Source organism: Streptomyces coeruleofuscus, assembly GCF_039532725.1.
In the GTDB taxonomy this organism is placed as follows: domain Bacteria; phylum Actinomycetota; class Actinomycetes; order Streptomycetales; family Streptomycetaceae; genus Streptomyces; species Streptomyces coeruleofuscus.
This window is the reverse complement of sequence record NZ_BAAASE010000009.1, coordinates 292,531-316,087: the sequence shown is the minus strand read 5'-3', so window position 1 is coordinate 316,087 and position 23,557 is coordinate 292,531. Positions and strand designations below refer to the sequence as shown.

The 23,557-nt window shown below is 72.7% G+C and carries 22 protein-coding genes; 8 read left to right on the top strand and 14 right to left on the bottom strand.

All coding sequences use genetic code 11. The features are described from left to right. Positions 1-42: 42 nt before the first annotated feature. From ABFX81_RS32300 to ligD (ABFX81_RS32290), 3 genes are all read right to left on the bottom strand, one after another. Positions 43-1,065: a questin oxidase family protein gene (locus ABFX81_RS32300; protein WP_086855083.1), complete on the bottom strand. Its 1,023-nt coding sequence runs from the start codon at positions 1,063-1,065 to the stop codon at positions 43-45. Between the two features lie 99 nt (positions 1,066-1,164). Then, positions 1,165-1,938: an NPP1 family protein gene (locus ABFX81_RS32295; RefSeq protein WP_086855082.1), complete on the bottom strand. Its 774-nt coding sequence runs from the start codon at positions 1,936-1,938 to the stop codon at positions 1,165-1,167. Positions 1,939-2,078: 140 nt separating this feature from the next. Further along, complete coding sequence (gene ligD / locus ABFX81_RS32290; RefSeq protein ID WP_346139059.1) at positions 2,079-3,059, bottom strand: non-homologous end-joining DNA ligase; 981 nt, start codon at positions 3,057-3,059, stop codon at positions 2,079-2,081. 171 nt (positions 3,060-3,230) lie between these two features. Between ligD (ABFX81_RS32290) and ABFX81_RS32285 the strand changes: the two genes are divergently transcribed. Then, the gene (locus ABFX81_RS32285) at positions 3,231-3,746 is read left to right on the top strand and encodes a MarR family transcriptional regulator (protein WP_086855582.1); all 516 of its coding nucleotides are present in this window, start codon (positions 3,231-3,233) and stop codon (positions 3,744-3,746) included. An 8-nt stretch (positions 3,747-3,754) separates the two neighbouring features. Here the strand turns inward: ABFX81_RS32285 and ABFX81_RS32280 are convergent, their stop codons facing one another. Beyond that, a complete protein-coding gene (locus tag ABFX81_RS32280) occupies positions 3,755-4,948 on the bottom strand; it encodes an MFS transporter (RefSeq protein WP_086855583.1) in 1,194 nt (397 codons plus the stop codon). 54 nt (positions 4,949-5,002) lie between these two features. Between ABFX81_RS32280 and ABFX81_RS32275 the strand changes: the two genes are divergently transcribed. From ABFX81_RS32275 to ABFX81_RS32260, 4 genes are all read left to right on the top strand, one after another. Then, entirely contained in the window at positions 5,003-5,749 is a 747-nt protein-coding gene (locus ABFX81_RS32275; RefSeq protein WP_346139046.1) for an AraC family transcriptional regulator, read from the top strand. Between the two features lie 76 nt (positions 5,750-5,825). Further along, complete coding sequence (locus ABFX81_RS32270; RefSeq protein WP_086855584.1) at positions 5,826-6,206, top strand: DoxX family protein; 381 nt, start codon at positions 5,826-5,828, stop codon at positions 6,204-6,206. Next, positions 6,203-6,670: a redoxin domain-containing protein gene (locus ABFX81_RS32265; protein WP_086855585.1), complete on the top strand. Its 468-nt coding sequence runs from the start codon at positions 6,203-6,205 to the stop codon at positions 6,668-6,670. The genes ABFX81_RS32270 and ABFX81_RS32265 overlap by 4 nt, the downstream gene beginning before the upstream one ends. A gap of 61 nt (positions 6,671-6,731) precedes the next feature. Then, positions 6,732-9,074 (top strand): ATP-binding SpoIIE family protein phosphatase, encoded by a 2,343-nt coding sequence (locus ABFX81_RS32260; RefSeq protein ID WP_346139058.1) that lies wholly within the window; start codon positions 6,732-6,734, stop codon positions 9,072-9,074. Positions 9,075-9,083: 9 nt separating this feature from the next. On the opposite strand, the gene ligD (ABFX81_RS32255) is transcribed toward ABFX81_RS32260, so the two are convergent. Genes ligD (ABFX81_RS32255) through ABFX81_RS32245 form a run of 3 tightly spaced genes read right to left on the bottom strand, consistent with a single transcriptional unit; the run spans position 9,084 to position 11,602 of the window. Beyond that, positions 9,084-10,115, bottom strand: a complete 1,032-nt coding sequence (ligD, locus tag ABFX81_RS32255) for a non-homologous end-joining DNA ligase (RefSeq protein ID WP_086851946.1) — start codon at positions 10,113-10,115, stop codon at positions 9,084-9,086. Between the two features lie 6 nt (positions 10,116-10,121). Beyond that, complete coding sequence (locus tag ABFX81_RS32250; protein WP_086851947.1) at positions 10,122-10,733, bottom strand: DNA polymerase ligase N-terminal domain-containing protein; 612 nt, start codon at positions 10,731-10,733, stop codon at positions 10,122-10,124. Positions 10,734-10,771: 38 nt separating this feature from the next. Continuing rightward, positions 10,772-11,602, bottom strand: coding sequence for an aldo/keto reductase (locus ABFX81_RS32245; protein WP_086851948.1), 831 nt, complete (start codon positions 11,600-11,602; stop codon positions 10,772-10,774). Positions 11,603-11,699: 97 nt separating this feature from the next. On the opposite strand from ABFX81_RS32245, the gene ABFX81_RS32240 reads away from it, so the two are divergent. After that, on the top strand, positions 11,700-12,764 hold the full coding sequence (locus ABFX81_RS32240) for a substrate-binding domain-containing protein (protein WP_086851949.1): 1,065 nt from the start codon (positions 11,700-11,702) through the stop codon (positions 12,762-12,764). Here ABFX81_RS32240 and ABFX81_RS32235 read toward each other — a convergent pair. The 4 genes from ABFX81_RS32235 to ABFX81_RS32220 are packed head-to-tail and all read right to left on the bottom strand — an operon-like array spanning position 12,727 to position 17,331. Beyond that, positions 12,727-14,103 (bottom strand): GH32 C-terminal domain-containing protein, encoded by a 1,377-nt coding sequence (locus tag ABFX81_RS32235; protein WP_086851950.1) that lies wholly within the window; start codon positions 14,101-14,103, stop codon positions 12,727-12,729. The genes ABFX81_RS32240 and ABFX81_RS32235 overlap by 38 nt on opposite strands. Further along, positions 14,100-14,954, bottom strand: coding sequence for a carbohydrate ABC transporter permease (locus tag ABFX81_RS32230; protein ID WP_086851951.1), 855 nt, complete (start codon positions 14,952-14,954; stop codon positions 14,100-14,102). The genes ABFX81_RS32235 and ABFX81_RS32230 overlap by 4 nt, the downstream gene beginning before the upstream one ends. A gap of 14 nt (positions 14,955-14,968) precedes the next feature. Next, the gene (locus tag ABFX81_RS32225) at positions 14,969-15,925 is read right to left on the bottom strand and encodes an ABC transporter permease subunit (RefSeq protein ID WP_086851952.1); all 957 of its coding nucleotides are present in this window, start codon (positions 15,923-15,925) and stop codon (positions 14,969-14,971) included. Further along, positions 15,922-17,331 (bottom strand): extracellular solute-binding protein, encoded by a 1,410-nt coding sequence (locus ABFX81_RS32220; RefSeq protein WP_086851953.1) that lies wholly within the window; start codon positions 17,329-17,331, stop codon positions 15,922-15,924. The genes ABFX81_RS32225 and ABFX81_RS32220 overlap by 4 nt, the downstream gene beginning before the upstream one ends. 159 nt (positions 17,332-17,490) lie before the next feature. Between ABFX81_RS32220 and ABFX81_RS32215 the strand changes: the two genes are divergently transcribed. Continuing rightward, complete coding sequence (locus ABFX81_RS32215) at positions 17,491-19,035, top strand: GH32 C-terminal domain-containing protein (protein WP_086851954.1); 1,545 nt, start codon at positions 17,491-17,493, stop codon at positions 19,033-19,035. A 94-nt stretch (positions 19,036-19,129) separates the two neighbouring features. Further along, positions 19,130-20,104, top strand: a complete 975-nt coding sequence (locus ABFX81_RS32210) for a TauD/TfdA dioxygenase family protein (protein ID WP_346139045.1) — start codon at positions 19,130-19,132, stop codon at positions 20,102-20,104. 138 nt (positions 20,105-20,242) lie between these two features. Here ABFX81_RS32210 and ABFX81_RS32205 read toward each other — a convergent pair whose 3' ends face one another. The 3 genes from ABFX81_RS32205 to ABFX81_RS32195 form a co-directional block, all read right to left on the bottom strand. After that, positions 20,243-21,748, bottom strand: a complete 1,506-nt coding sequence (locus ABFX81_RS32205) for a metallophosphoesterase family protein (protein ID WP_346139044.1) — start codon at positions 21,746-21,748, stop codon at positions 20,243-20,245. A 46-nt stretch (positions 21,749-21,794) separates the two neighbouring features. Beyond that, positions 21,795-22,652, bottom strand: a complete 858-nt coding sequence (locus ABFX81_RS32200) for an MHYT domain-containing protein (RefSeq protein WP_346139043.1) — start codon at positions 22,650-22,652, stop codon at positions 21,795-21,797. 120 nt (positions 22,653-22,772) lie between these two features. Next, a complete protein-coding gene (locus tag ABFX81_RS32195) occupies positions 22,773-23,528 on the bottom strand; it encodes a dienelactone hydrolase family protein (RefSeq protein ID WP_346139042.1) in 756 nt (251 codons plus the stop codon). Positions 23,529-23,557 lie beyond the last annotated feature (29 nt).

Genomic DNA, 23,557 nt, shown 5'->3' with positions numbered 1-23,557 from the left:
TCCGCCCGTGCCGTTCCTCCCCCGACCGCCCGTCGACGTACGTCAGTTCGGGACGAGGGGCTCGCTGAGTTCGACCGCGCGCAGGGCCGCGGCCAGGGCCCGCTCGTCGCCGACGTCGAGGGCGGTGTCGGTGAGTTTGATGACGTGTTCGTCGCCGTGGGCGAGGGCTCGTTCCAGCACCTCCTGGGCGGTGCGGCCGGGTGCGGGGACATGGGTGACGGGCTCGGCGGGGGCGTACATGGCGGTGACCGCGGCGGACGCGGTCCACGCCGCGTGCAGGCTCGGTGCCCACAGCTCGCGGGGCAGGGAACCGAGGGCGCGCAGCACGGCGTTGGGCGCCGTCGCCGCGTGCACCAGCATGGTCTCCTCCCCGTGGCCATGAGTGGCGTACCGATGGGTCGCGGCCCGGACCAGCTCGGTCAGGCGTGCCCGTGCCGTGTCCGGGTCGGTCACGTCGCCCGCCCACAGCGGCAACCGCCGTACGGCCGCCAGCCGGTCGGGGAATCCCCCTCGGGGATCGGTGATCGGCGGCACGGCGTCCAGGGACCGTGCCGCACCCGGCGCGGCGGGCAGCGCGGTGATGCCGGACACGGGGCGGTGCCGGGCGGCCCAGTAGCCCAGCCCGTGGGCGAGTTCGGCGAGCCGCGGCGCGCTCTCGCCGGCTTCCAGGGCCCGTACGGCGTGGCCGACGCGGATGACGGGGTGCGTGGAGCCGCCGTACAGCCCGGGCAGCAGCCGTGGCCACCATGTCGCGAGGACGTCCCGCCACGGCTCTTCGGCGAGTGCCCGGCCGAAATGCCCGATCCAGTCGGCGGCCCGGCGTGGATCTCCCAGCGCCTCGCGCCAGTTGGCGTCGGTCACGGGTGCCACGGGCGTGGGGAAGTCCTCCAGCTTGGGCCGGTACAGATCCAGCCAGCGGTGCACGGCGCCCGCCTGCCCGTGCGCGGTGAGCGCCTCCACGACCATGGGGGCGTGGTTGGTGAGCCGGCCGAGCCGCTCCGGCCCCGAGGCGTGGAGCCGTTCGAGGGCTTCTTCGAGTGTCCCTGTCGTGTCGTGCGTGTCCATGAGGGGACGCTATGCGGCCGCCCCGCGCCGACGGATCGGACGCGGGGCGGAAACCGGACCCGGCCGGGGACCTAAGCCCCCGGCAGGAGTTGGCCCGGATCAGGCGTAGGGGTCGAAGGCGATGCCGGAGGGCTTCGCCGACGCGAGGTGGTTCGCGAAGTTGCCGTCCTTGAGGCCGAAGTTGGCGCTGCCGAAGTTGTAGGACGTGAGCTTGTCGCGCACTCCGGCGGGGTAGCCGTTCCAGCCGACCAGCGGCGGGTACTGCCAGGTGCGCTCGTGGTTCTCCGGCGGCTCGTCGTTCGAGTTGGCGAGACGGAAGCAGTGGGTGCTCACGCCGTCCTTGTGGTAGACGATCTTCGGGTGCGTGCCGTCGAAGCGGACCTGCGACGCCGCGTGCACGCTGAACGAACCGTGGGCGGACGCCGACACGTACTTGACCTGGTTGTCCTGTACGAACACCGCGACGTGCTCGAAGTCGTGCCGGTGGCCGCCGATGCCGCTGCCGGCCACCGCCTGGTCCTTCTCGAAGTAGAGGGCGTACAGGATGGCGCACCAGCCGTTGTTGCACTTGTAGCGCGAGTAGCCGTTGGTGTTGTCCAGGTCCGAGGCGTCGCGGCAGTCGCCGTTGAGGGCGCCGGTCGGGTTGAGCCCGCCGTTGACGGTGCCGTCCGCGCCGACGGCGGGAGTGGAGTAACAGCCGTCGGTGTCGTAGTCGTAGGCGGGCTGGAACGTCTGCTCCAGCGTCTCCGCGTTGGCGGGCAGCGCCCGCGGCGGGGCGGCGAAGGCCGTGGCGGGGAAGGCGAGGACGAGGGCGGCGGCACCGGCCAGTCCGGTGAGCCATCTCCTGGGGGGTACGAACGGGCGTGACGACACTGCGTCCTCCTCTTGGGCGCAGCCCAACGGCTGTGGGGGGAAAGGGAGGTTCAGCTTCCTGGCTGAACGCGTCCATGCCAAGAGGGAGGAGTGATCTCAGAGGTGAATCGCGGTCCAACAACCGGCGTCCGGACGCCGTTTCAGACCGTGTCGTCCGGGATGTCGGCCGCGGCCTCCTCGGGCGCGAGATCCGGCCGGAGCCGCAGCCAGGACGGCTGCCGCAGCAGGCCCTCCCGGGTGCGGGTGCTGTAGCGGACCTCGCCGACCAGCCGGGGGACGACCCAGTGCGCACCCGGGGCGCGCGGGGCGGGGTCGAAGGGGCAGACGTCGGTCGCGGCGGCCCGCAGCAGCCCGGCGAGTTCCGTCCGCTCGGCCTCGCTCCAGCCCGTGCCCACACTTCCGACGTAGCGCAGCCGCCCCGCGGCACGCTGCCCGACCAGCACCGCTCCGGGCAGGCCGGTGAGCCGTCCCTTGCCGGGCTGCCAGCCGCCGACCAGGACGTCCTCGGTGCGCATGTTGCGGATCTTGATCCAGGCCCGGGAGCGCACCCCCGGTTCGTACACCGAGTCCAGCCGCTTGCAGACCAGGCCCTCCAGTCCGTGCTCGCGTGTGGCGGCCAGGGCCTCGGCGCCGTGGCCGACGATCGCGGCCGGGGTCGACCAGGAGGGCCCGGCGAGGCCGAGGTCCTCCAGCGCCGCGCGGCGTCGTGCGTAGGGGAGCCGGATCAGTGACCGGCCCTCCAGATGCATCAGGTCGAACAGCACGAGATGGACCGGCACCTCGGCCGCACGCCGCGCCGCCCTCGCGGGCGCGTGCGCCAGCCCCATGCGGGACTGGAGCAACTGGAAGCTCGCCCGGCCTTGTTCGTCCAGGGCCAGGACCTCGCCGTCCAGCACGGCCGGCACGGGGCCCGAGGCGGCGCCCAGCGGCCGCAGTTCTGGGTACGCGGCCGTGATGTCCTCCCCGGACCGGGCGCGCAGCAGCACGCTGCCGTCCCCGGGGAGGTAGGCCACCACGCGCTGGCCGTCCTGCTTGGTCTCATAGGCCCAGCGCGCGTCCTGCGCGGCGGGCGGCAGGGTGCCCGGCGTGGCGAGCATGGGCGGGATCAGGGGCAGGTCCACGGGTGAGTTGTGGACGTCCCGGGGTTCGCTCACGCGCGTTCTGCGGGTCTTTCCCCTGAACGGCGTCGATGTGGGCGCCGGCCTCACCGGCACGCCGCCGCGGGCGGGTGCTCGACCTGACTCGGAAGCTACATTGCTTGAGTTAGGCAACGAGATGGTAAAGTGGCTCGTATGTCCACACCCCCGCTCCCCGACGTCCCCTCCCCGGAAGTCACCGAGATCGAGCGTGCGCTCACCCGCATCACCTACCTGAGCACGCGCGCCCGCCAGCACGACCGGCTGATGGCCCTGGCGGGAGTGCCGCTCGACCGTGCCGCCGTCGCGCTGCTGCGGCAGGTCGCCGACTCCGAGCCGCTGCGGCCGGGGGAGCTCGCCGCCCGGCTGGGAGTGGAGGCCTCGCACGTCACGCGGACGGTGCAGCAGTTGCAGAAGTCGGGCTACGTCACCCGCGTCCCCGACCCCGACGACCGGCGCGCCCAGCGCATCGAGCTCACCGACGCGGGCCGGCAGGCCATCACCAAGATCCGCGAGGTCGGAGTCCGCGGCATGCAGATGGCCCTGTCCGACTGGTCCCCCGAGGAGCTGCGGCAGCTCGCCACGCTCTTCCACCGCATGGTCGACGACTTCCTCGCCCACTCCGTCGACGAGATGCCCGAGCCCCAGTCCGCCCCGGCGGGCCGATCCTGATCCCCCGGTCACCGTGCGGCCGGGTCACGCGGATCCGCCCGCTCGGCGACAGCGGGTCCCGGCGGTCCGGGCTCGCGCAGCCGGCACAGCAGCAGCCGGCCCACCGCGGGCAGGGCGATGAGCGGCAGCAGGGCCGTCCGCAGGGACGTCGCGTCGGCCAGCGCCCCGAGCAGGGGAGCGGCGAGGCCGCCGACGCTCACCGTCAGCCCCAGCGTGACCCCGCTCGCGGTGCCCACCCGCCGGGGCAGACAGTCCTGGCCCAGCGTGATGTGCAGCGAGAACGGCACATAAAGGCCCGCCGACGTCAACGCGACGAACAGGTACACCGGCGGCCCGGGCACCAGGACCAGACCGGCCACGGCGAGCACTGTCAGGGCGTACGACCGGCGCACCACCGCCAGCCGCCCGTACCGCTCGGCCAGCCGTCCCCCGGCCAGCGTGCCCACCGCACCACCGGCGTAGAGCATGAACAACGCCGCCGTACCGGCCACCTCACCGCCACCGGTCCGGTTCCGCACGTACAGCGAGACGAACGCGCTCAGGCCGACGAACACGACCGAGCGGCAGACCACGGCCCCGGACAGCCGCAGAAAGGACACCCAGTCGTCCCGGCCCTCGGCGACGGACGCACCGGCCCCCGCCGCCCCGGGCGCGGCCGCGCGTACCGCCGCCGCACACAGTGCCGCTCCCGCCACCGCCGGGACGGCCAGCAGGGGAGAGGCCCGTAGCCCGCCCGTCGCCACCACGGCGAAGACCAGCAGCGGTGCCAGGGCGAAACCGGCGTTGCCGCCGAAGGAGAACCAGCCCATCGCCGAGTGCCGGCCGTGCGCGACGGCCCGGGCCACCCGGGCGGCCTCCGGATGGTAGGCGGCCACGCCGACCCCCGACACGGCGACCACCGTCAGCGTCGACGCGTACGAGCCGGTCACGCCGCTCAGGGCGACGCCCGCCCCGGCCGTCAGCGCGCTGAGCGGCAGCAGCCACGGCATCGCCCACCGGTCGGTGAGCACCCCGAACAGCGGCTGCACCAGCGACGAGAGCAGGGAAGCGGCCAGCACGACGCCGGAGGCGGCGGCGTAGGAGTAGGCGCGCTCGGCGACGAAGTACGGCACCAGAGCGGCCACGGCGCCCTGGTACACGTCCACGCAGGCGTGTCCCAGGGACAGCAGAGCGACGGGCCGGTTGCGGCGGGAAGCGGTCACCCGGCGATCGTCGCCGCCGGGGCGGCCGGCCCGCTTCCGATAATCTGCCGGACTGTGCCGAACATCCGCCACACCCCCACGGCGCCGACCCGGGCGCAGCGGCTGACCGCGGGCGGCCGCATCGACGCACACCGGCACGACGACCACCAGATCGTCTACGCGGGCTCCGGCGTCGTCGCCGTCACCACCGACGCAGGCACCTGGTTCGCGCCCGGCACCCGCGCCATCTGGGTCCCGGCCGGTACCGTGCACGCCCACCGCGCACACGGCCGGCTCGACCTGCACCTGGTCGGCCTGCCCGCCGAGGACAACCCCCTCGGCCTGCACCACCCGGCCGTCGTCGCCGTCAGCCCGCTGCTGCGCGAGCTGATCCTCGCCTACACCCGCGACCCCGGCGACGACAGCCCCGAGCGCCGCAGGCTGCGTGCCGTCCTCCGCGACCAGCTGCGGCACTCGCCTCAGCAGCCGCTGCGCCTGCCCACGCCCGCCGACCCGCGCCTGGCCGCCGTCTGCGCGCTCGTGCACGCCGACCCGGCCGACGCGCGCACCCTCGCTGCCCTCGGCGCCGCGACCGGGGTGGGGGAGCGCACCCTCAGCCGGCTCTTCCGCAGCGAGTTCGGCATGACGTTCCCGCAGTGGCGCACCCAGTCGCGGCTCTACCACGCCCTGCGGATGCTGGCAGACGGCCTGCCCGTCACGACCGTCGCCCACCGCTGCGGCTGGTCCTCCGCCAGCGCCTTCATCGACGTCTTCCGCCGCTCGTTCGGCTACACCCCGGGCACGCACAAGAGCCGCGCCTGACCCGTCGAAACCCCCGCCGCGGCCACCCCTTTACCGTCCAGTAATATCGCGCGGCAGGCCATCAGAGGAGAAAACCGTGTCCCGGTCCGAACGCTCGCCCCTGCTGCTCGCCGGCCTGCTGGCCGCAGCGGGCGTCGCCCACTTCGCCGCCCCACGCCCGTTCGACGCGACCATCCCGCGCGGCCTGCCGGGCACGCCCAGGACCTGGACCTACGCCAGCGGCGCCGCCGAGCTCGCGCTGGCCGCGGGACTGGCGCTGCCGCGTACCCGCAAGGCGGCGGCGCTGGCCACGGCGGCCTTCTTCGTCGGGGTCTTCCCCGCCAACGTGAAGATGGCGGCCGACTGGCGCCACCGCCCCGCGCCGCAGAAGGCCGCGGCCTTCGGACGCCTGCCCCTCCAAGTCCCCCTCGTGCTCTGGGCGCGCGGCGTCGCACGGAACGCCGAGGGCCGGTCGTGACCGCGCGCGTGGAGGCCGGGGACAAGGTCGAGGACTTCTCCCTGCCCGACGAGACCGGCACCGTCCGCAGCCTGTCCGGACTGCTCGCCGAAGGGCCGGTCGTGCTGTTCTTCTACCCGGCCGCCCTGACCCCCGGCTGCACCGCACAGGCCTGTCACTTCCGCGATCTCGCCGCCGAGTTCGCCGCCGTCGGCGCACGCCCCGTCGGCATCAGCGGGGACACCGTCGAGCGCCAGCAGGAGTTCGTCGGACAGCACGCCCTCGGCATGCCCCTGCTGTCCGACGCCGACGGCACGGTCCGCGAGCGGTTCGGTGTGAAGCGCGGCTTCTCCCTGGCGCCGACCAAGCGCACCACGTTCGTCATAGCGCGCGACCACACCGTGCTCGACGTCGTACGCAGCGAGCTGCGCATGAACGCGCACGCCGACCGGGCGCTCGCCGTCCTGCGGGCTCACCGGGCCTGACACTGTCACGAATACTCCGTCGCGGTTGATACAGGGCGGCAAAGGGATGATCCTGGATGATATGGAGGACGCCTCCGCTGCTGCGATCATCGACGCCCGCGGCACCGTGACGGGGTGGAGCGAGGGTGCCCGGCGACTGACCGGCTACTCGGCCGAGGAGGCCGTGGGCCGGTCCGTACGGGGACTGCTCGCCGAGGACGTGCCGTCCGGGGCGGTGTCCGCGCGGTCGGGCACCGTCATGGTGCGGCACCACGACGGCTATCTGGTGGGCCTCCGCATCAGAGCCTGCGTCGTGACCGGCCGGGACGGGACACCGGACGGCTACGTGATCACCGCCGAGCCGCCCGGCAGCGCCGAGACGTCCCTGGCCGGACAGGCCTTCCAGCAGGCGTCCATATCGATGTCCGTGTTCGACACCGACCAGCGCTACCTGCGGCTCAACGACGCGGCCTGCCATGTGATGGGCGTGCCGGAGGAGACCCTGCTGGGGCGGCACTTCCCGGAGACCGTCGAGGAGGCCGAGCACAGCCGCGGCTTCAACTGGCACCTCCGCCACGTCGTCGAGACCGGCCGCCCGCTCCGCTACGAGAGCTACACGGGTGCCCCGGCCCTGAACCGGGAGCACGCCTGGGTCACCGAGATGTGGCCGGTCCGCCACCCCTCCGGCGACCTCCTGGGCACCGCCCTGGCCGCGATCGACAGCACCGAGCAGTACTGGGCGCGGCAGCGGCTGGCCCTGCTGAACGAGGCCGCGGCGGTCATCGGCACCACCCTGGACGTGGTGCGCACGGCCGAGGAGCTGATCGAGGTCGTGGTGCCCCGGTTCGCCGACTTCGCCAGCGTGGACCTGTTCGACTGGGTCCTCGGCGCGGAGGAGTCGCCGACCGTGTCCACCGAGGAGATCGTGTTGCGCCGTGTCGCCCACGGCTCCGTCAGCGAGGGCACCCCCGAAGCGGCCGTCCACCTGGGAGAAGTGGACGTCTACCCCGCGTTCTCGCCCATCGCGCGGGCGATGCGGGAGGGCCGGGCGATCGTCAGCCAGGCGGGGGAGCCGTCCTTCATGCGCTGGGTCGCGGAGCGCAACACACGCGCTCCCCAGGGCCGCCCCTACCGCCAGGGCGTCCACTCGATGATGGCGGTGCCGCTGCGGGCCCGCGGCACCACCCTCGGTGTCGCCGTGGCCGTGCGCATCCGGCAGGTGGACGACTACGCCGCCGACGACGCCGTGTTCGCCGAGGAACTCGCCAGCCGCGCCGCGGTCTGCGTCGACAACGCCCGCCGCTTCGCCCGCGAACGCACCACCGCACTGGCCCTCCAGCACAGCCTGCTGCCGAGGGGACTGCCCGGCCAGGCCGCCGTCCAGGTCGCCCACCGCTATCTGCCCTCCGGCTCGGCGGCCGGCATCGGCGGCGACTGGTTCGACGTGATCCCGCTGTCCGGCAGCCGGGTCGCGCTCGTCGTCGGTGACGTCGTGGGCCACGGCATCCCCTCCACGGCGACCATGGGCCGGCTGGTCACGGCCGTACGCACCCTCGCCGACGTGGACCTGCCACCGGACGAACTCCTCACCCACCTCGACGACCTGGTCACCCATCTCGCGTCGGACGACGACGGCGACGAGGTCGCCGAACTCGGCGCGACCTGCCTGTACGCCGTCTACGACCCCGTCACGCGCCGGCTGAACCTGGCCGCCGCCGGGCACCCCGCCCCCGCCCTGGTGCTGCCCGACGGGTCCGCGCGGCTGATCCCCATGAGTGCGGGGCCGCCGCTGGGCGTCGGGGGGCTGCCCTTCGAGGCGACGGAGCTCCAGCTGCCCGAGGGCTCCGTCGTCGCCCTCTACACCGACGGACTCGTCGAGGACCGCGACCGCGACGTCGACCACGCCACCGACGAGCTGTGCCGCGCGCTGACCGTGCCCGCCGAATCGCTCGACGCCCAGTGCGACATCGTGCTGAAGGCCGTACTGCCGGAGGAACCCAGCGACGACGTGGCCCTGCTGCTCGCCCGCACCCGGGCGCTGGGCGCCGACCAGGTCGCCACCTGGGACGTGGACCCGGACCCGGCGCAGGTGGCCGCCACCCGCCAGGCCGCCACCGAACAGCTCACCGCGTGGGGGCTGGACGAGACGGCCTTCGTCACCGAACTCGTCGTCAGCGAACTGGTCACCAACGCCATCCGGTACGGCTCCACGCCCATCGAGCTCCGTCTGATCCGCGACCAGACCCTCATCTGTGAGGTGTCCGACGGCAGTTCGACCTCCCCGCACCTGCGGCGGGCCCACCAGGACGACGAGGGCGGACGCGGACTGCTGCTGGTCGCCCAGCTCACCCAGCGCTGGGGCAGCCGGCAGACCACCCGGGGCAAGACCATCTGGTGCGAACAGCCGCTCACGCCGCTGTTCTGACCGGACCGCTCACGCGGCAGCGCGCCCCGACGGGCGTTCCCGCACCACGTCCCGCGGCTTCTTGTCGTCCCGCAGCCCCAGGTACCGCGGGTGGCGCAGCATGCCGTCACGGGTCCACTCGGCGAACGCGATCTGCGCCACCAGCTCCGGCCGCACCCATCGCGCGCCCGCCTCCCGCACCGGCCCGTCGAACGGCGAGCCGGACTCCCGCAGCCCGTCGAGCCGCTCGCGCAGGTCGAGCAGCGTGCGCCGGCCGAAACCGGTGCCGACCTTGCCCGCGTACCGCAGCCGCCCGCCCTCGTAGTGGCCCAGAAGCAGCGCGCCCAGCCCCAGGCGGCTCCCGGCCGGCTCGGTGAAACCGCCGACGACGAACTCCTGGCCCAAGGAGCACTTGAGCTTCAGCCAGCCCGCCGACCGGCGCGGCTCGTAGACACCGTCGGCGCGCTTGGCGATCAGACCCTCCCAGCCCCGGGCGCAGACGTCCGCCAGCAACCCGGCACCGCCCGCGTTGCGATGCGGGGTCAGCCGGAGCGGGGAGCGGTACGCCAGCGCCCGGCGCAACAGCGACTTGCGGGCCCGCAGCGGCAGTTCCCTGGTGTCGGCCCCGTCCAGCCGGAGCAGGTCGAACACGTAGTACGTCACGGCCACCCCGCTCGCCGCCACGTCCTGACGGCGGGTCAGCCCCATGCGCTGCTGGAGCCGCCCGAAGTCCGTGCGCCCGCCCGAGAAGGCGACGATCTCCCCGTCGAGCACGAAGTCCGCACACGACTGCGCCGCGAGCGCCTCCACGATCTCCGGGTAGGTGTCGTTCAGCCGACGGCCCGACCGGGACAGCAGCGTTACCCGCTCGCCCTCCCGGACCGCCAGCACCCGGATGCCGTCCAGCTTCCGCTCGAACATCCACTCCTCGTCCGCGTCCGAGAAGTCCCGCCGGTCGCTCAGCGTGGCGAGCATCGGACGCGCGGCCAGTTCCGCCCCCGGACGTGCCCGGCCCAGCAGCCGCCGCTGTCCGTCGGGCAGCGCGTCGAGGAGACCGGCCATCACCCTTCACTCCCCGGCCGCGTCCGAGGCGACCTGGGCGAGGGTCCGGCCGGACATGGCCGAACGCGCCCGGCGCGGATCGGGAGCCCCGTGCGTACGGGCGCCGCCGGCCCGCTTCACCAGCAGCCAGGCCTCCTCGCCGTCACCGCCCTGACCACCGCGGAACCGGGTGAGGGCGTACTCGCCGCGCAGTTTCGCCCCGCTCAGCCGGAACGTGGCGTGCCCGCGCTCCAGTGACTCCGCGAAGTCGACGGGCCGCCCCTTGCGGTCGTGGCTCAGCGGCTCGTACGTGCCGTGGTCCCAGACGATCACCGTGCCGCCGCCGTACTCGCCGCGGGGGATCACGCCCTCGAACTCCTCGTACTCCAGCGGATGGTCCTCCGTGGGCACGGCCAGCCGCTTGTCCTTCGGGTCCGCCGACGGGCCCTTGGGGATCGACCAGGACTTCAGGACGTCGTCCACCTGCAACCGGAAGTCGAAGTGCATCGTGCTCGCGTCATGGATCTGCACCACGAACCGGGGCCGGTCCCCGGCGGACTCCCCGCTGCCCCGGGGCTCGCCGGTCCGGTCGAAATCGCGCTTGCCGCGGTAGTCCCGCAGCCGGTCCCGCTCAGTCACCTGCGGCTCCTTCCTGCCGCGCGGGCCCCGGGTACCCGTCAGAACTCCTCGTGCACCTCGGGGTCCCCGCCGACGCGCCGGTGCGTCCGGTCCGCGACGGCGGTCACCTCGTCCTCGCTCAGCTCGAAGCCGAACACGTCGAGGTTCTCGCGCTGCCGCTCGGGGTTCGCCGACTTCGGGATGGGCACCGCGCCGAGCTGCGTGTGCCAGCGCAGCACGACCTGCCCGGGCGTCACCCCGTGCGCCTCGGCGATCCGCGCCACGGCGGCGTCCTGAAGCAGGGACGTGCCCCGGCCCAGCGGGGTCCAGCTCTCGGTGAGCACGCCCTTGCCCGCGTGGAAGGCCCGCAGGTCCTCCTGCGGCAGGAACGGGTGCAGCTCGATCTGGTTGACGGAGGGCAGCACCCCGGTCTCCTTCTCCAGCCGCTCGATGTGCCCGGCCGTGAAGTTCGAGACGCCGACGGACCGCACGAGCCCCTCCTCGCGCAGCTTGATCATGGCCTTCCACGAGTCGACGTACCGGTCCACCCGCGGCAGCGGCCAGTGGATCAGGTACAGGTCGACGTACTCCAGCCCCAGACGCGCCCGGGACTCCTCGAAAGAGGCGAGGGTCTCCTCGTAGCCGTGGTGCCGGCCCGGGAGCTTCGTCGTCACGACGATCTCCTCGCGCGGCACCACGCCGGAGGCCACGGCCCGGCCGACCCCCGTCTCGTTGCGGTAGTTCGTCGCCGTGTCGATCAGGCGGTAGCCCGCTTCCAGAGCCGAGAGCACCGCCTGCTGCGCCTCGTCGTCGCCGAGCGGCCAGGTGCCCAGGCCCAGTGCGGGGAGTGTCGTGCCGTCGTTGAGCGTGTGCGTCGGGATGCTGATCACCGTCGGACCTTCCCGTTGACTGTGTCGTCCCTCCAGCGTCACGGATAGGGTGAGCAATGATCAACCGGACGGGTGGGGGATGAGGACGGCGGACGGCATGGGCAGCGCCGAGGAGAAACCGGCGACACGACCGGGGCGTCCCACCTCGCGGGACGTCGCCCGGCTCGCCGGCGTGTCGCACACCGCGGTGTCCTTCGTCTTCAACGGCCGCGCCGAGGGCAACCTCTCGCCCGCCACGCAGGAGCGCATCCGGCAGGCCGCGGTCCAGCTCGGCTACCGGCCCGACCCCGTCGCCCGCGGTCTGCGCCGCAGCCGTACGGCCGTGATCGGCCTGGTCACCGACGAGATCGCCTCCTCACCGTTCGCCGGGCGGCTGCTGCGCGGCGCCATGGACACCGCCTGGGCCGGCGAGCACCTGGTCCTCACCGTCGACTCCGGCGGCGACCCGGCCAAGGAAGACGCGGCGGTCGCCGAACTCCTCGACCGGCGCGTCGACGGCATCATCTACGCGGCCATGTCCCTGCGCCGCGTCCGCGTCCCCGAGGGCCTGCACCGCACCCACTCCGTGCTGGCCAACTGCCTGCCCGAGGACGGTTCGCTGCCCGCCGTCATCCCCGCCGAGCGCGCCGGCGGCCGTACGGCGGCCCGGCTGCTGCTGGAACAAGGGCACCGGCGGGTCGCGGTCGTCGGCGGGCAGGACGACATCGCCTCGGCGGAGCGGCTGCGCGGCTTCCGCGACGCGCTGCGCGCCGAGGGCATCACCGTGCCCAAGGACTGGGTCGTACGGACCGGAGGCGAGATCTCCAGCGGCTACGAGGGTGCCGTCCGCCTCCTCGACGGCGCCCCGGCCGACCTCCGGCCCACCGGGATCTTCACCTACAACGACCGGGTCGCGGCGGGCGTCCTGCACGCCGCGACCCGGCTCGGGATCGCCGTACCCGGCGACCTGTCGGTGGTGGGCTACGACGACCAGGAGCACATGGCCGCGTACCTCACGCCGCCCCTCACCACCGTCGCGCTGCCCCACCGGGAGATGGGCGAGGCCGCCGCCCGGCTCCTGCTGGACTCCATCGTCACCGGCCGGACCCCGCCCGCCACCGTGCGGCGCCTGGCCTGCCCGGTGATCAGCCGTGCGTCGGTGGGACCAGCTCCCATCCGGTGACCGTCGCGCCGGGCGTCACGCTCAACTCCCGTAGGTCGTCGGGCCGGTGGTAGACCCGCTCGGTGACCATGGCCCGGTCACCGACGAACAGCTCGTACAGCGAGCCGTCGACGAGAACGCGTACCGTGAGCTCCTCGCCGGGCGGCACATGGACGGAGACCGGCGCCCCGGCCTCCGCACGGGGCCAGTCGCCACGGTCCAGGGTCACGAGGCCCTCGCCCGGGTCCAGCCGGACCGTCAGCTCGGCGCCCGAGGCCGACCGCAGCAGACTCACGGTGGTGTGACCGCGGGCGCCGACCGTCAGGTCGTAGGCCGCCGGCAGCGCGGCCCGGCCCGGGGCGGTGACGAACGGTTCGGCGGCGCGCAGCCGGCGCAGCTCCGGGGCCGGGGTCACCCGCAGCGCCCCGTCCGGATGGACGTCGACGACCCGGGGCGCGGTCAGGACGCCGGCCCAGCCGGCCCTGTCCTGCTCGCGGGCCTCCCAGGACCAGCCCCACATCAGGGCCCGGTCCGGCTCCTGGAGCACGGCGGGCGCGTAGAAGTCACGGCCGTGGTCGAGCAGACCGCCCGCCCGGGCGGAGAAGCACAGGTCCGCATCCAGACGTCCCGTCAGATAGCCGGTGGTCCACGGGTCGCCGTCCCACAGGGACACGACCAGCACCCACTCGCCGCCCCGCGTCGCGAACAGCTGGGGGCACTCCCAGCCGGTCGCCCGGTCGCCGAACACCGCCGCGGCGGCCGGGTCCCGGCCGTCCAGGAGCACACCCGCGAAACGCCAGTCGGCCAAGTCGTCGCAGTCGTACAGCAGGACCGACGGCGTGCCGTCGCCGTGCCCCGCGCCGACCAGCGCCCGGCGCCGGCCGTCGTGCCGGAAGACGAACGGGTCGCGGAACATCACCACGTCCAGGCCCTCGGGCGGGCCCGTCACCACCGGCGTGGGCAGGGGAGTCCAGTCGGTCAGCGCCGGGTCGTCCGGATCCGCCGCCCGGGCCAGGCAGATCGTGCCGAGCCCGCTGTGGTCACGGTCGACCCCGGTGTAGACGGCCGTCGGCACGCCCCCGTCGTCGACCACGCAACCGGACCAGCAGCCCGCCTCGTCCGGGCCGCCCGGGGTCGGGGTGAGGGCGATCGGATGGTGCTCCCAGCGGGCTAGGTCGAGGCTGGAGGCGTGGCCCCAGTGGACGTTGGCGTGCACCGGGGCGTCCGGGTTGTGCTGGTAGAAGAGGTGGTAGCGGCCGCGCCAGCGGAACGGCCCGTTGGGGTCGTTCATCCAGTTGGCGGGCGGGCGGACCCTGAAGCGCGGGGCGTGCGGGTCCTGCGGGGGAGCGGCGAGGCTCAACGGTTGACTCCTGCGGACGTGATGCCCTCACGCAGAGGGCGCTGGCCGACGACGAACACGGCGACGGCGGGAATCATGGAGAGGACGACACCGGCGAGCACCACGGAGACGGAGCCGGTGCCCAGGTTGCCCTGGAGGGAGACCAGACCCAGCGGCAACGTGTAGTTCTGCCCGGACGTTTCGAGGATCAGCGGCCGGAAGAACTCGTTCCAGTGGTAGTTGAAGGCCAGGACGCCGACGATCGCGAGGCCGGGCGCGGCCAGCGGGGCGTACACCGACCGGAACGTCCGCCAGGGGCCGGCACCGTCCAGCATCGCCGCCTCGCCGAGATCCTTGGGCATGCCCAGGAAGTACTGCCGCATCAGGAACGTGCCGAACGCCGTCGGGAACGCCGGGATGATCAGCCCGAGCAGGGTGTCGGTCAGGCTCATCGACTTCAGGACCAGGAACACCGGCACGATCGTGACCTGCAAGGGCACCATCATCGTCGCCAGGACCAGGGCGAACAGCGACTTCTTGAAGCGGAACTCCAGGCGGGCGAAGGCGTATCCGGCCAGCCCAGCCGTGATCATCTGGCCGACCGCGATCAGACCCGTGACCAGCGTGGAGTTGAGGGCGAGCAGCCACACGTCGATCTGGCCGAACACCCCCCGGTACGCCTCCGTCGACGGGTCGGACGGGATGAGCTGCGGCGGCAGGTCGAACGCCTCGGCGGGTGTGCGGAGCGAGGTGGACACCGTCCACACCACCGGGCCGAGCGTGAGCAGGGCGCACACCGTCAGCCCGGCGATCCGCGCCCACGGCGCCAGCCCGTGGCGCGCGCGGCTGAAGGACAGGGTTGCTTGGCTCAAGGGACTCACCCGGCTCACTGGTAGTGGACGAAACGCCGGCTGAGCCGGAACTGGAGGGCCGTGACCGCCATGATCAGCACGAACAGCAGCACACCCACGGCGGACGCCTCGCCGAAGCGGAGCTGCTCGAACGCGGTCTCGTAGATCACCATCACGACCGTGCGGGTCGAGTCGCCGGGACCGCCGTTGGTCAGGACGTACGGCTGCTCGAAGACCTGGAGCGCGTTGATGATGCCGACCACCGAGGCGACCAGCAGCGTCGGCGACAGCAGCGGCAGCGTGACGGAGAGGTGCTTGCGCAGGCCGGTCGCGCCGTCCAGGGCGGCGGCCTCGTGGATCTCCTTGGGGATGTTGTTCAGACCGCCGACGAACAGCAGGAACGAGAAGCCGAACTGCTGCCAGACGTAGACCAGCACCACGGTCGCCATGGCCGCGTTCTCCGACGTCAGCCACGGCACCGGCGCGATCCCGACGAAGCCGAGCAGCCAGTTGATCACCCCGAAGTCCTGGTTGAACAGGTACTTCATCACCACCGAGATCGACGCGGCGGACAGCACCAGCGGGAAGAAGAACGCCGAGCGGAACACCGACCGCAGCCACACGGGCATCCGCCCGGTCAGCGTCAGGGCGAGCGCCAGCGCGACGAGCAGTTGCAGGGCCACCGCGAGCACCATGAAGACGAGGGTGTTGCGGAAGGACACCAGCACGGTCTCGTCACCGAACACCGCGCCGTAGTTGGAACCGCCGGCGAAGCGCGGCGAGTCGATCACGTTCCAGTGGAAGAGGCTCAGCACCACCGAGCCGACGATGGGGACGACCGTGAAGACGACGATGCCGACGATCGTCGGGGCCAGGAACAGCGTGGCCAGCAGGCGGGTGCCGCGGTCGCGGGCCGAGGGACGCGGTGCCTTCTCGGCGGGTGGGGCCTCGGGCCGTTCGGCTCGGGCGGGCGGTATCCGGGTGTCCGTCATGCGTCACGCCCCATGGCCTTCTCCAGGTCGCCCTGCAACCGGCGCAGCGCGGGACGCACCGAGCGCGAGGAGGCCAGGGCCGTGCCGGTGTGCTTGAGCAGCAGCTGCTCGACCTCGGCGACCTGCGGTGGCGCCGGGATCGGCCCCGTGTCGGGGAACCGGTCGAGGGTGTCGTAGAAGACCTGCCAGTTCGCCGGGCCGGTCTCCTCGTAGCGTCCGGCGGTCAGCATCGAGCGCCGGGCCGGGGTGGTCTGGTTCGTCGTGAACAGCTGGGTCAGGGTGTCCTTGCGGGCCGCGTACTTGATGAACTCCCAGGCCTCTTCCTGCCTCTTCGAGGTGCGCAGCAGCGCGTAGCCCGCCGCGCCGTACTGCATGCGCTGGGTGCGCCAGCGCGGGAAGTACTGCACGTCGAACCCGTCCCGCTCCATCCCCGCCAGGTGCAGGCCGCCCGCCCAGAAGCCGCCCGCCGGGGTGACACCGACCCGGCCGGTGGAGAACACGCCGATGAGGTTCTGGCCGTTGCCGCCCTCGGGGCGGGTGCACAGGCCGTCCCGCACGAGCGAGGCGAGATAGTCGTAGACCTCCTCCACCCGGTCGTGCGTGGCCTGCGGAGTCGTCCACCGGAAGCCGCCCCCGCGGCCCCTGCGCCGGCCGGCCGGGTAGAAGGAGTCCCACAGCCACTCGCCGCCGGGCGCCTTGGACTCCGCGAGCAGATTGGTGCCGTTCGCGAAGAGCCAGGGCACCACACCGCCCCACAGCCGGTTGGTCCAGAAGTAGGGAGTGAAGCGGGAGCCGCTCGCCTGCTTCATGTCCCGCAGCAGCGACGTGAAGTCGTCGCGGGTCCAGTCGGCCGGCGGGTACTCCGCACCTGCCCGCCGCAGCACCTGGCGGTTGAGGTACATGTCGGCCGCGTTGAACTCCACCGGCAGCTGGTAGAGGCTGCCTTCGTACATCATCGACTCCACCAGCGACGGGTGGACGTCGGCGAAGTACTCCTTCAGCTCGGCCGCGTCCCGCTTCACCCACTTGTCCAGGGCCACGCCGAGCCGCTGCGCGAACAACTGCACGCCCTCGGTGGCCACATACACCAGGTCCGGGGCGGTGCCCGCGGCCACCTGCGTGAGGATCTTCGCGAAGAAGTCCGACCAGTCCACGGCCTGCACCGCGTTGATCTCGAGCTTGATGTCGGGGTGCAGCTCGCGGAAGCCCTCGCGGAGCGTGCGGATGGCCTCCGGCCCGTAGGCGGGGCCGAGGGTGGCGACGACGAGGGAACCGTCGTCACGTCCGGGGATGTCGGCTCCGGTGAGCCGCTCCCAGCTCGCGGCGGTGCTGCCCAGGGCGGCGGCACCCGCGCCGTAGGCGCCGTACCGCAACAGCCTGCGGCGGGTGAGGTGCGAGTCGGTCATCGTGGGGCCTAACTCGTGTTAGTTGAGGACTGATGCCCCAGATGATGTGAGCGCCGCCCGGACGTGTCAAGAGCGCGTGACCGCTTGACCTTTAACGAGTTAGGTCCCACAGTCCTGATGCACATGAGCCACCGTTTCCGACGAGAGGAACCAGGTGTGATGAGCGGGATCACGAGGAGGGCCCTGTTCGCCGGGTCGGCCCTGGGCACGGCCGGCGCGTTGCTGCCCGCCGCGGCGGGCACGGCCGAGGCCAGGCCGCGGAACGGCTGCGCGAGCTACCGCGCGGCCTACCACTTCACCGTCCCCGAGCAGTGGAAGAACGACCCGCAGCGCCCCGTCTGGATCGACGGCGCGTACCACTACTACTACCTGCACAACGCCGACTACCTGTCCGGCGCGATCGGCACCGCCTGGCGGCTGGCCACCAGCACCGACCTGGTCTCCTTCACCGACCGGGGGATCGCCGTGCCCAAGGACACCACCCCCAACGGCGATGTCTGGTCGGGCTCCGCGGTGGTCGACACGGAGAACACGGCGGGTTTCGGGGCGGGGGCGGTCGTCGTCCTGGCCACGATGTCGCCGCACGACGGCCCGAGCGACCAGGCGCAGTACCTGTACTACTCCACCGACGGCGGCCGGACGTTCACCCCGCACGGCACCGACCCGGTGCTGCCCAATCCGGGCGTGCGCGACTTCCGCGACCCGAAGGTGATCCGCGACGAGGAACGCGGCCGGTGGGTGATGACCCTCGCCGAGAACGACAAGGTGGGCTTCTACCACTCCGCCGACCTCAAGTCCTGGACGTACGTGGGCGGCTTCGTCAAGAGCGGCATCGGCGTGCTGGAGTGCCCGGACCTGTTCCGGATCCGCGCCGGGGACGGCACGGCCAAGTGGGTGCTCGGGGTGAGCGCCAACGGCAAGGGAGCCGGGCTGCCCAACACGTACGCGTACTGGACGGGCTCCTTCGACGGCAGCGCCTTCACGGCCGACGCCGAAGAGCCGCAGTGGCTCGACCACGGCTGGGACTGGTACGGGGCCGTCACCTTCGAGAAGCGGACGGCGAACGGCGCCCTCGACGAGCGGACGCGCTACGCGATCGGCTGGCTGAACAACTGGGACTACGCCCACATCACGCCCACCATCGACAGCGACGGCTTCAACGGCACCGACTCGATCGTCCGCGAGATCACGCTGAAGCGCGCGGCCGACGGCACGTACCACCTGGCGTCCCGGCCGGTCGCCGCGCTCGACCGGTACGTCTCCCGCACGGTGCCGCTCGGCGACCTGGTGGTCGAGGGCACCCGCGTCCTCGACTACCGGGGCACCGCCTACGAGCTGACCTGCGAGATCACCTGGGACCAGCTCACGGGCGCGGGAGTGCAGCTGCGGCGCTCCCCGGACGGCGTCCGGCACATCGACGCCGGCGTCCACCGCGACTACGCCTACCTCAACCGCCGCCCCACCGTGTCACCCGACCTGTCGGGCAGATGGCAGGAGAGCCGGAGCCCCTTCGACCCGGCCCGGCGGACGGTGAGGCTGCGCATCCTGGTCGACCGGACATCCGTGGAGCTGTTCATCGACGACGGCCGGTACGCGCACGCGTCGGAGGTCTTCCCGTACCTGGTCGACACCGGGCTCGCCCTGTTCACGGTCGACGGGAGGGCGGTGTTCCGGAACACCGTGATCCGGGAGTTCGAGGTGTGAGGGGCGCGGGCGCTGGTGCGGTGTCGCCCTGGGCGGGGATCGCTGTCACGATCTTCCGGTAGGCACGACCACGCCCACGACCAGCGGAGTGCGCATGACGACGGACAGCCCGATGACGGACGAGGCGGTGCGGGACGCCGGGGTGGAGGTGAAGCCGGTCGCGGGGCACATCGGCGCCGAGATCGGCGGGGTCGACCTGGCCGCCGACCTCGACGACACCGTGATCGCCGCGATCAGGGCGGTGGCGCTGCGGTGGAAGGTGGTGTTCTTCCGGGGGCAGCGGCTGGACCACGCCGGGCATGTGGCGTTCGCGCGCAGGTTCGGGGGACCGGTCGTGCTGCCGCGACGCGGCAAGGCCTCGCCCCCGGACTTCCCGGAGATCGAGACGACCGCCGACCGGCTGGAGCTCGGCGGGCGGTTCGGCATGGAGCACGACGAGTGGCTGCGGCGCCGCCGCCACACCCTGCTGCGCGGCTGGCACTGCGACCACGGCGCCCGCGTCGACCCGCCCGCCGCGACGATCCTGCGCGCCGAGACCGTGCCGCCCTACGGCGGCGACACCACCTGGTCGAACCTCGCGGCGGCCTACGCCGGACTCTCCGCGCCGCTGCGGGAGTTCGTCGACGGCCTGCGGGCCGAGCACCGGCTCGGCGTCGGCTACCAGCCCCGGCCCGGCGACGACGCGTACGTCCGCCACCTGCTGGACCGCCAGGTCGCCTCGCTGCACCCCCTGGTGCGCGTCCACCCGGAGACGGGCGAACGGATCCTCTACGTCAACGGCTACTACGTCGAGCAGATCGCCGGCCTCTCCCGGCCCGAGAGCGGCGCGATCCTGGACATGCTGCTGGAGCAGGCGGTACGGCCCGAGTACACGGTCCGGTTCCGCTGGGAGCCGGGCAGCGTGGCGTTCTGGGACAACCGCGCGACGATGCATCTGGCGCCCGGCGACACCGCGCACCTCGACCACCCGCGGATCATGCACCGGGTGATGCTCGCCGGGGACGTGCCGGTCGGGGTGGACGGCAGGGCGTCGGAGCCGATCACCGGGACTGCGCCCGGGCGCTGGTGACCTGCGCCGGTCCGGCGGGTCGGACGGGGGAGCGGTGCCGTCGGGGTGGCTCGGGACCGGTGGGGACACAGGTCAGTGGTGTGCACCTGTGCACCTGTGCGCCCCGGCGGCGGACCGCGATGTTCCCGGGGGACCGGGTCAGCGCAGCGGAATCGTCACCTCGTCCTCGACCGGCGGGTCGAGCTCCTGGGCCCGGTTGCCGGTGGCCGCGAAGCAGCGCAGCCGGATCGCCTCCGGGGAGACGTCCAGGCGCAGGAAGCACTTGAAGAACGGCGGGCTGTAGGTCGCCGAGCTCGGCGAGAACAGCGACGTGTAGATCTTGCGCACGGGCAGCCGGAACCGCTTGGCCCGGTCGGGCCGGCGGCCGGTGCCGAGCAGCCCGGCGACCAGCCGGACGCGCCGGGTGACGCGGGTGGCCGCGCCCGGCACCCGGGTCGGCGGGATGCCGAGGCGCTCGGCGATCACGGCCGTCGCCTCCGCCTCGGTGAGCGTGAAGAAGCGGGGCATGCGCAGTCGGCGGCCGTAGAGCCGGCTGTAGAAGGCGAGGGAGTCGCCGCGCAGCGGATAGCAGCGGAAGTCCCGCTCGGTCACGTTCGCGACGTCGACGCGGGGGATGGTGTGGGTGGCGTGCATGAACGCCCCGCCGCCGCCCGCTACCACGTACTGGAGGGTGCGTCCGTCGTCCAGCCGGACCGGGTACCGCTGGTAGTTGTGGATGTCGCCGCCGATCGCCGCCACGTAGTGGTGCGCCGGGTCGCGGACGATGTCGTCGACGGTGCCGCCCCCTGCGATGGCGCACGGCTCGTGCCTGCCGTCCACGTACAGGGGGGAGCCGGTGACCAGGATCTTCGGGCGGGATCCCCGGGAGACCTCGCGCAGCCAGGCGCCCTGCTCGGCGTCGAGGGTGCCCAGCAGGCCCGTGTCGATGCCTATGATCCGTACCGGCCCGGCGTCGATCGCCCAGTACGGGCCCGGCTGGACGGACTGCTGGGCGGGTGCGGAGCGCAACTCGCGTGCCTCTGCGAGGTGCCGGCCGTCGTCGGGACGCGGCCGGTGCCACAGCAGGGACCGCAGCCAGGCGCGGGTCAGGGGGCGCGGCCGGGGTTCGGGCGGCAGCGGCGGGGCGTCGTCGCAGAAGACGCGCATGAAGCCGCCGAGGTCCTCGTACCAGTCGTGGTTGCCGGGTATCGCGTAGATCGGCGCCCGGTAGTCCCGGTACGGGCGGAAGAACTTGGTGCCGTAGTCGTCCGCGCTGCCCACCGGGTAGATCACGTCACTGGCCAGCACGGCGAAGCTGGTGTCCTGACCGGTCTTCAGAAAGCCCGGCACGACGGCGTACTGGGGGTCGTCGCCCTCGCCGGTGTCACCGATGACCAGGAAGGAGAACCGGTCCGGGTCGTCGCGCCGGATCACCTTGTCGCCCGGGGCGCCGGCGGCCGCGCGTTGCGCCACCCACCGGCCGCGGGTGCGGCCGGTCGGGTCCCCGAACCATGAGGCCAGCACGCCGTTGCGGGCGGCCCACAGCATCTTCGGGTCCAGCCAGGAGATCTTCTCGGCCTTCGGAGGCATCAACTGCTGGTACGCGCCGCGTTCGTCGGTACCCCAGCCGGCGCCCTCGGCGGTATCGCGTGAGGAGTCGGACACCGCTGCACCGTAACAATGATCTACGCGCCGTCCGCGGGCGGGTCGTTCACCGGCTGCGACTGGGTGAGTCCGTGTCGTGCCACGAAGTGCGCGGGGAGGGAATCGAGTTGGCGGCCCGGTCCCTGGCGGAGGCCCCCGGGTGCGGGGCGGGGCTCCGCTTCCCGGGCCGCTCGCCTTGTACCAGCATCGGGTCGAACATGACCACGACCCCGGCCAGCAGCAGGAAGACGACCGGCCCCAGCAGCATCGGCAGCAGCAGGGACAGGGGCGAGTCGCCCTCCCAGGTCCCGCCGGTCGTGTCGTGCACATGGACGCTGACGGCGGCCATGCCCGTGTAGTGCATCCCGGACACCGCCACGCCCATCACCAGGCTCGCCCCGACGCTCGTCAGGAAGCCGCGGATCGTGACGGCCGACCACAGCGCGGCCGTCGCGGCGGCGATGGCGATCAGCACGGACAGGGCGACGCCGACCGGGTCGTAGCCGATGTCGCCGTGCAGCCGCATCGCGGCCATGCCCAGGTAGTGCATGGCCGCCACCCCCAGTCCGGTGACGACACCCGCGACCGCCAGGGTGACACCCCCCGTGCCGCGGTAGCCGACGATGAACACGCCGATGCCCACAACGGCGACGGCCACGACGAGACTGAGCACCGTCGTGGCCGCGTCATAACGGACCCGGGTCTCCTCCACGTGGAAGCCGATCATGGCGATGAAGTGCATCGTCCAGATGCCGCACCCGATGGAGGCAGCGCCTAACGCAAGCCAGCCGGGCTTCCACGACCGCGCGTCGGGCAGCGAGCGCACGATGCACCGCAGCCCCAGCGCCCCTCCCAGACAGGCCATCAGATACGCCGCCACCGGAGTCACCGCACCGTAGCGGAACCCGTCGACCGTGCCGTCCATGAGCCAACTCCCCCCGAGTCATGGCTGGTTTTCAGCAAGGTCTACGCGCAGTGATCGAGGGAAAGCAAGCCCTTACCGTCGGTAGGACGGCAACTTCTGTTCAGCAGGAGTCGATTGAGGTCAGAATGTACGCTTCAGCAGGTCGAGCAGAGCCGACCAGTGCCGCTCGTCGGCCTCCTTGTCGTACGACGCGGTGTCGGCCTGCGTGAAACCGTGGGGCGCGCCGGTGTACACCTCGCACCGGTGGCGGACGCCCGCCGCGGTCAGGGCCTCCTCCAGGCGCTCGATCTGCTCCTCGGGCAGCGAGGGGTCCTGGTCGGCGTGGCCGAAGTACAGCTCGGCGGTGACCTCGCCGGCCACCAGGTGCGGGCTGTCCGGCGTGTCCGTCGCCAGCCGCCCGCCGTGGAAGCCGGCCGCGGCCGCGACCCGCTCCGGGTAGGTCCCTGCCGTGAACAGCGACAGGCGCGCCCCCATGCAGTAACCGGTCACCGCGACCGGACCGTCGGCCACCGCGGGCGACTCGGCCAGCCGGCGCAGATAGGCACCGGCGTCCCGCATCGCCAGCTCGGGCGTCAGGGCCCGCATGACCGGCATGATGCGCTCGAATATCTCCGGCCGGGCACCCGGGTCGATGAACTCGGGCAGATCGAACAGCGGGGCGCGGCCGTGCCGGTAGAACACGTTGGGCACCAGCACCGTGTAGCCCTCGCCGGCCAGCCGGTCGGCCATCGACCGCAGTCGGGGACGCAGTCCGAAGGCGTCCATGTAGAGCAGGACCGCCGGGTGGGCGGCCCCGTCGGCGGGGTGGGTCAGATACGCGTCGGCGGTGCCGTCCTCGGTGGGGATGTCGACAGCGGTTCCCTGTACGGCGGTCATGGCTGTGCTGCCTCTCTGCGGGGTCTCGG

Bases quoted from the DNA above. Each gene is read 5' to 3' on its own strand.
- ABFX81_RS32260 (WP_346139058.1), top strand. From the start codon at position 6,732: ATGGAGGACGCCTCCGCTGCTGCGATCATCGACGCCCGCGGCACCGTG.
- ABFX81_RS32195 (WP_346139042.1), bottom strand. From the start codon at position 23,528: ATGACCGCCGTACAGGGAACCGCTGTCGACATCCCCACCGAGGACGGC.
- ABFX81_RS32240 (WP_086851949.1), top strand. From the start codon at position 11,700: ATGGGCAGCGCCGAGGAGAAACCGGCGACACGACCGGGGCGTCCCACC.
- ABFX81_RS32285 (WP_086855582.1), top strand. From the start codon at position 3,231: ATGTCCACACCCCCGCTCCCCGACGTCCCCTCCCCGGAAGTCACCGAG.
- ligD (WP_086851946.1), bottom strand. From the start codon at position 10,115: ATGGCCGGTCTCCTCGACGCGCTGCCCGACGGACAGCGGCGGCTGCTG.
- ABFX81_RS32300 (WP_086855083.1), bottom strand. From the start codon at position 1,065: ATGGACACGCACGACACGACAGGGACACTCGAAGAAGCCCTCGAACGG.
- ABFX81_RS32220 (WP_086851953.1), bottom strand. From the start codon at position 17,331: ATGACCGACTCGCACCTCACCCGCCGCAGGCTGTTGCGGTACGGCGCC.
- ABFX81_RS32200 (WP_346139043.1), bottom strand. From the start codon at position 22,652: ATGGACGGCACGGTCGACGGGTTCCGCTACGGTGCGGTGACTCCGGTG.
- ABFX81_RS32215 (WP_086851954.1), top strand. From the start codon at position 17,491: ATGAGCGGGATCACGAGGAGGGCCCTGTTCGCCGGGTCGGCCCTGGGC.
- ABFX81_RS32225 (WP_086851952.1), bottom strand. From the start codon at position 15,925: ATGACGGACACCCGGATACCGCCCGCCCGAGCCGAACGGCCCGAGGCC.
- ABFX81_RS32210 (WP_346139045.1), top strand. From the start codon at position 19,130: ATGACGACGGACAGCCCGATGACGGACGAGGCGGTGCGGGACGCCGGG.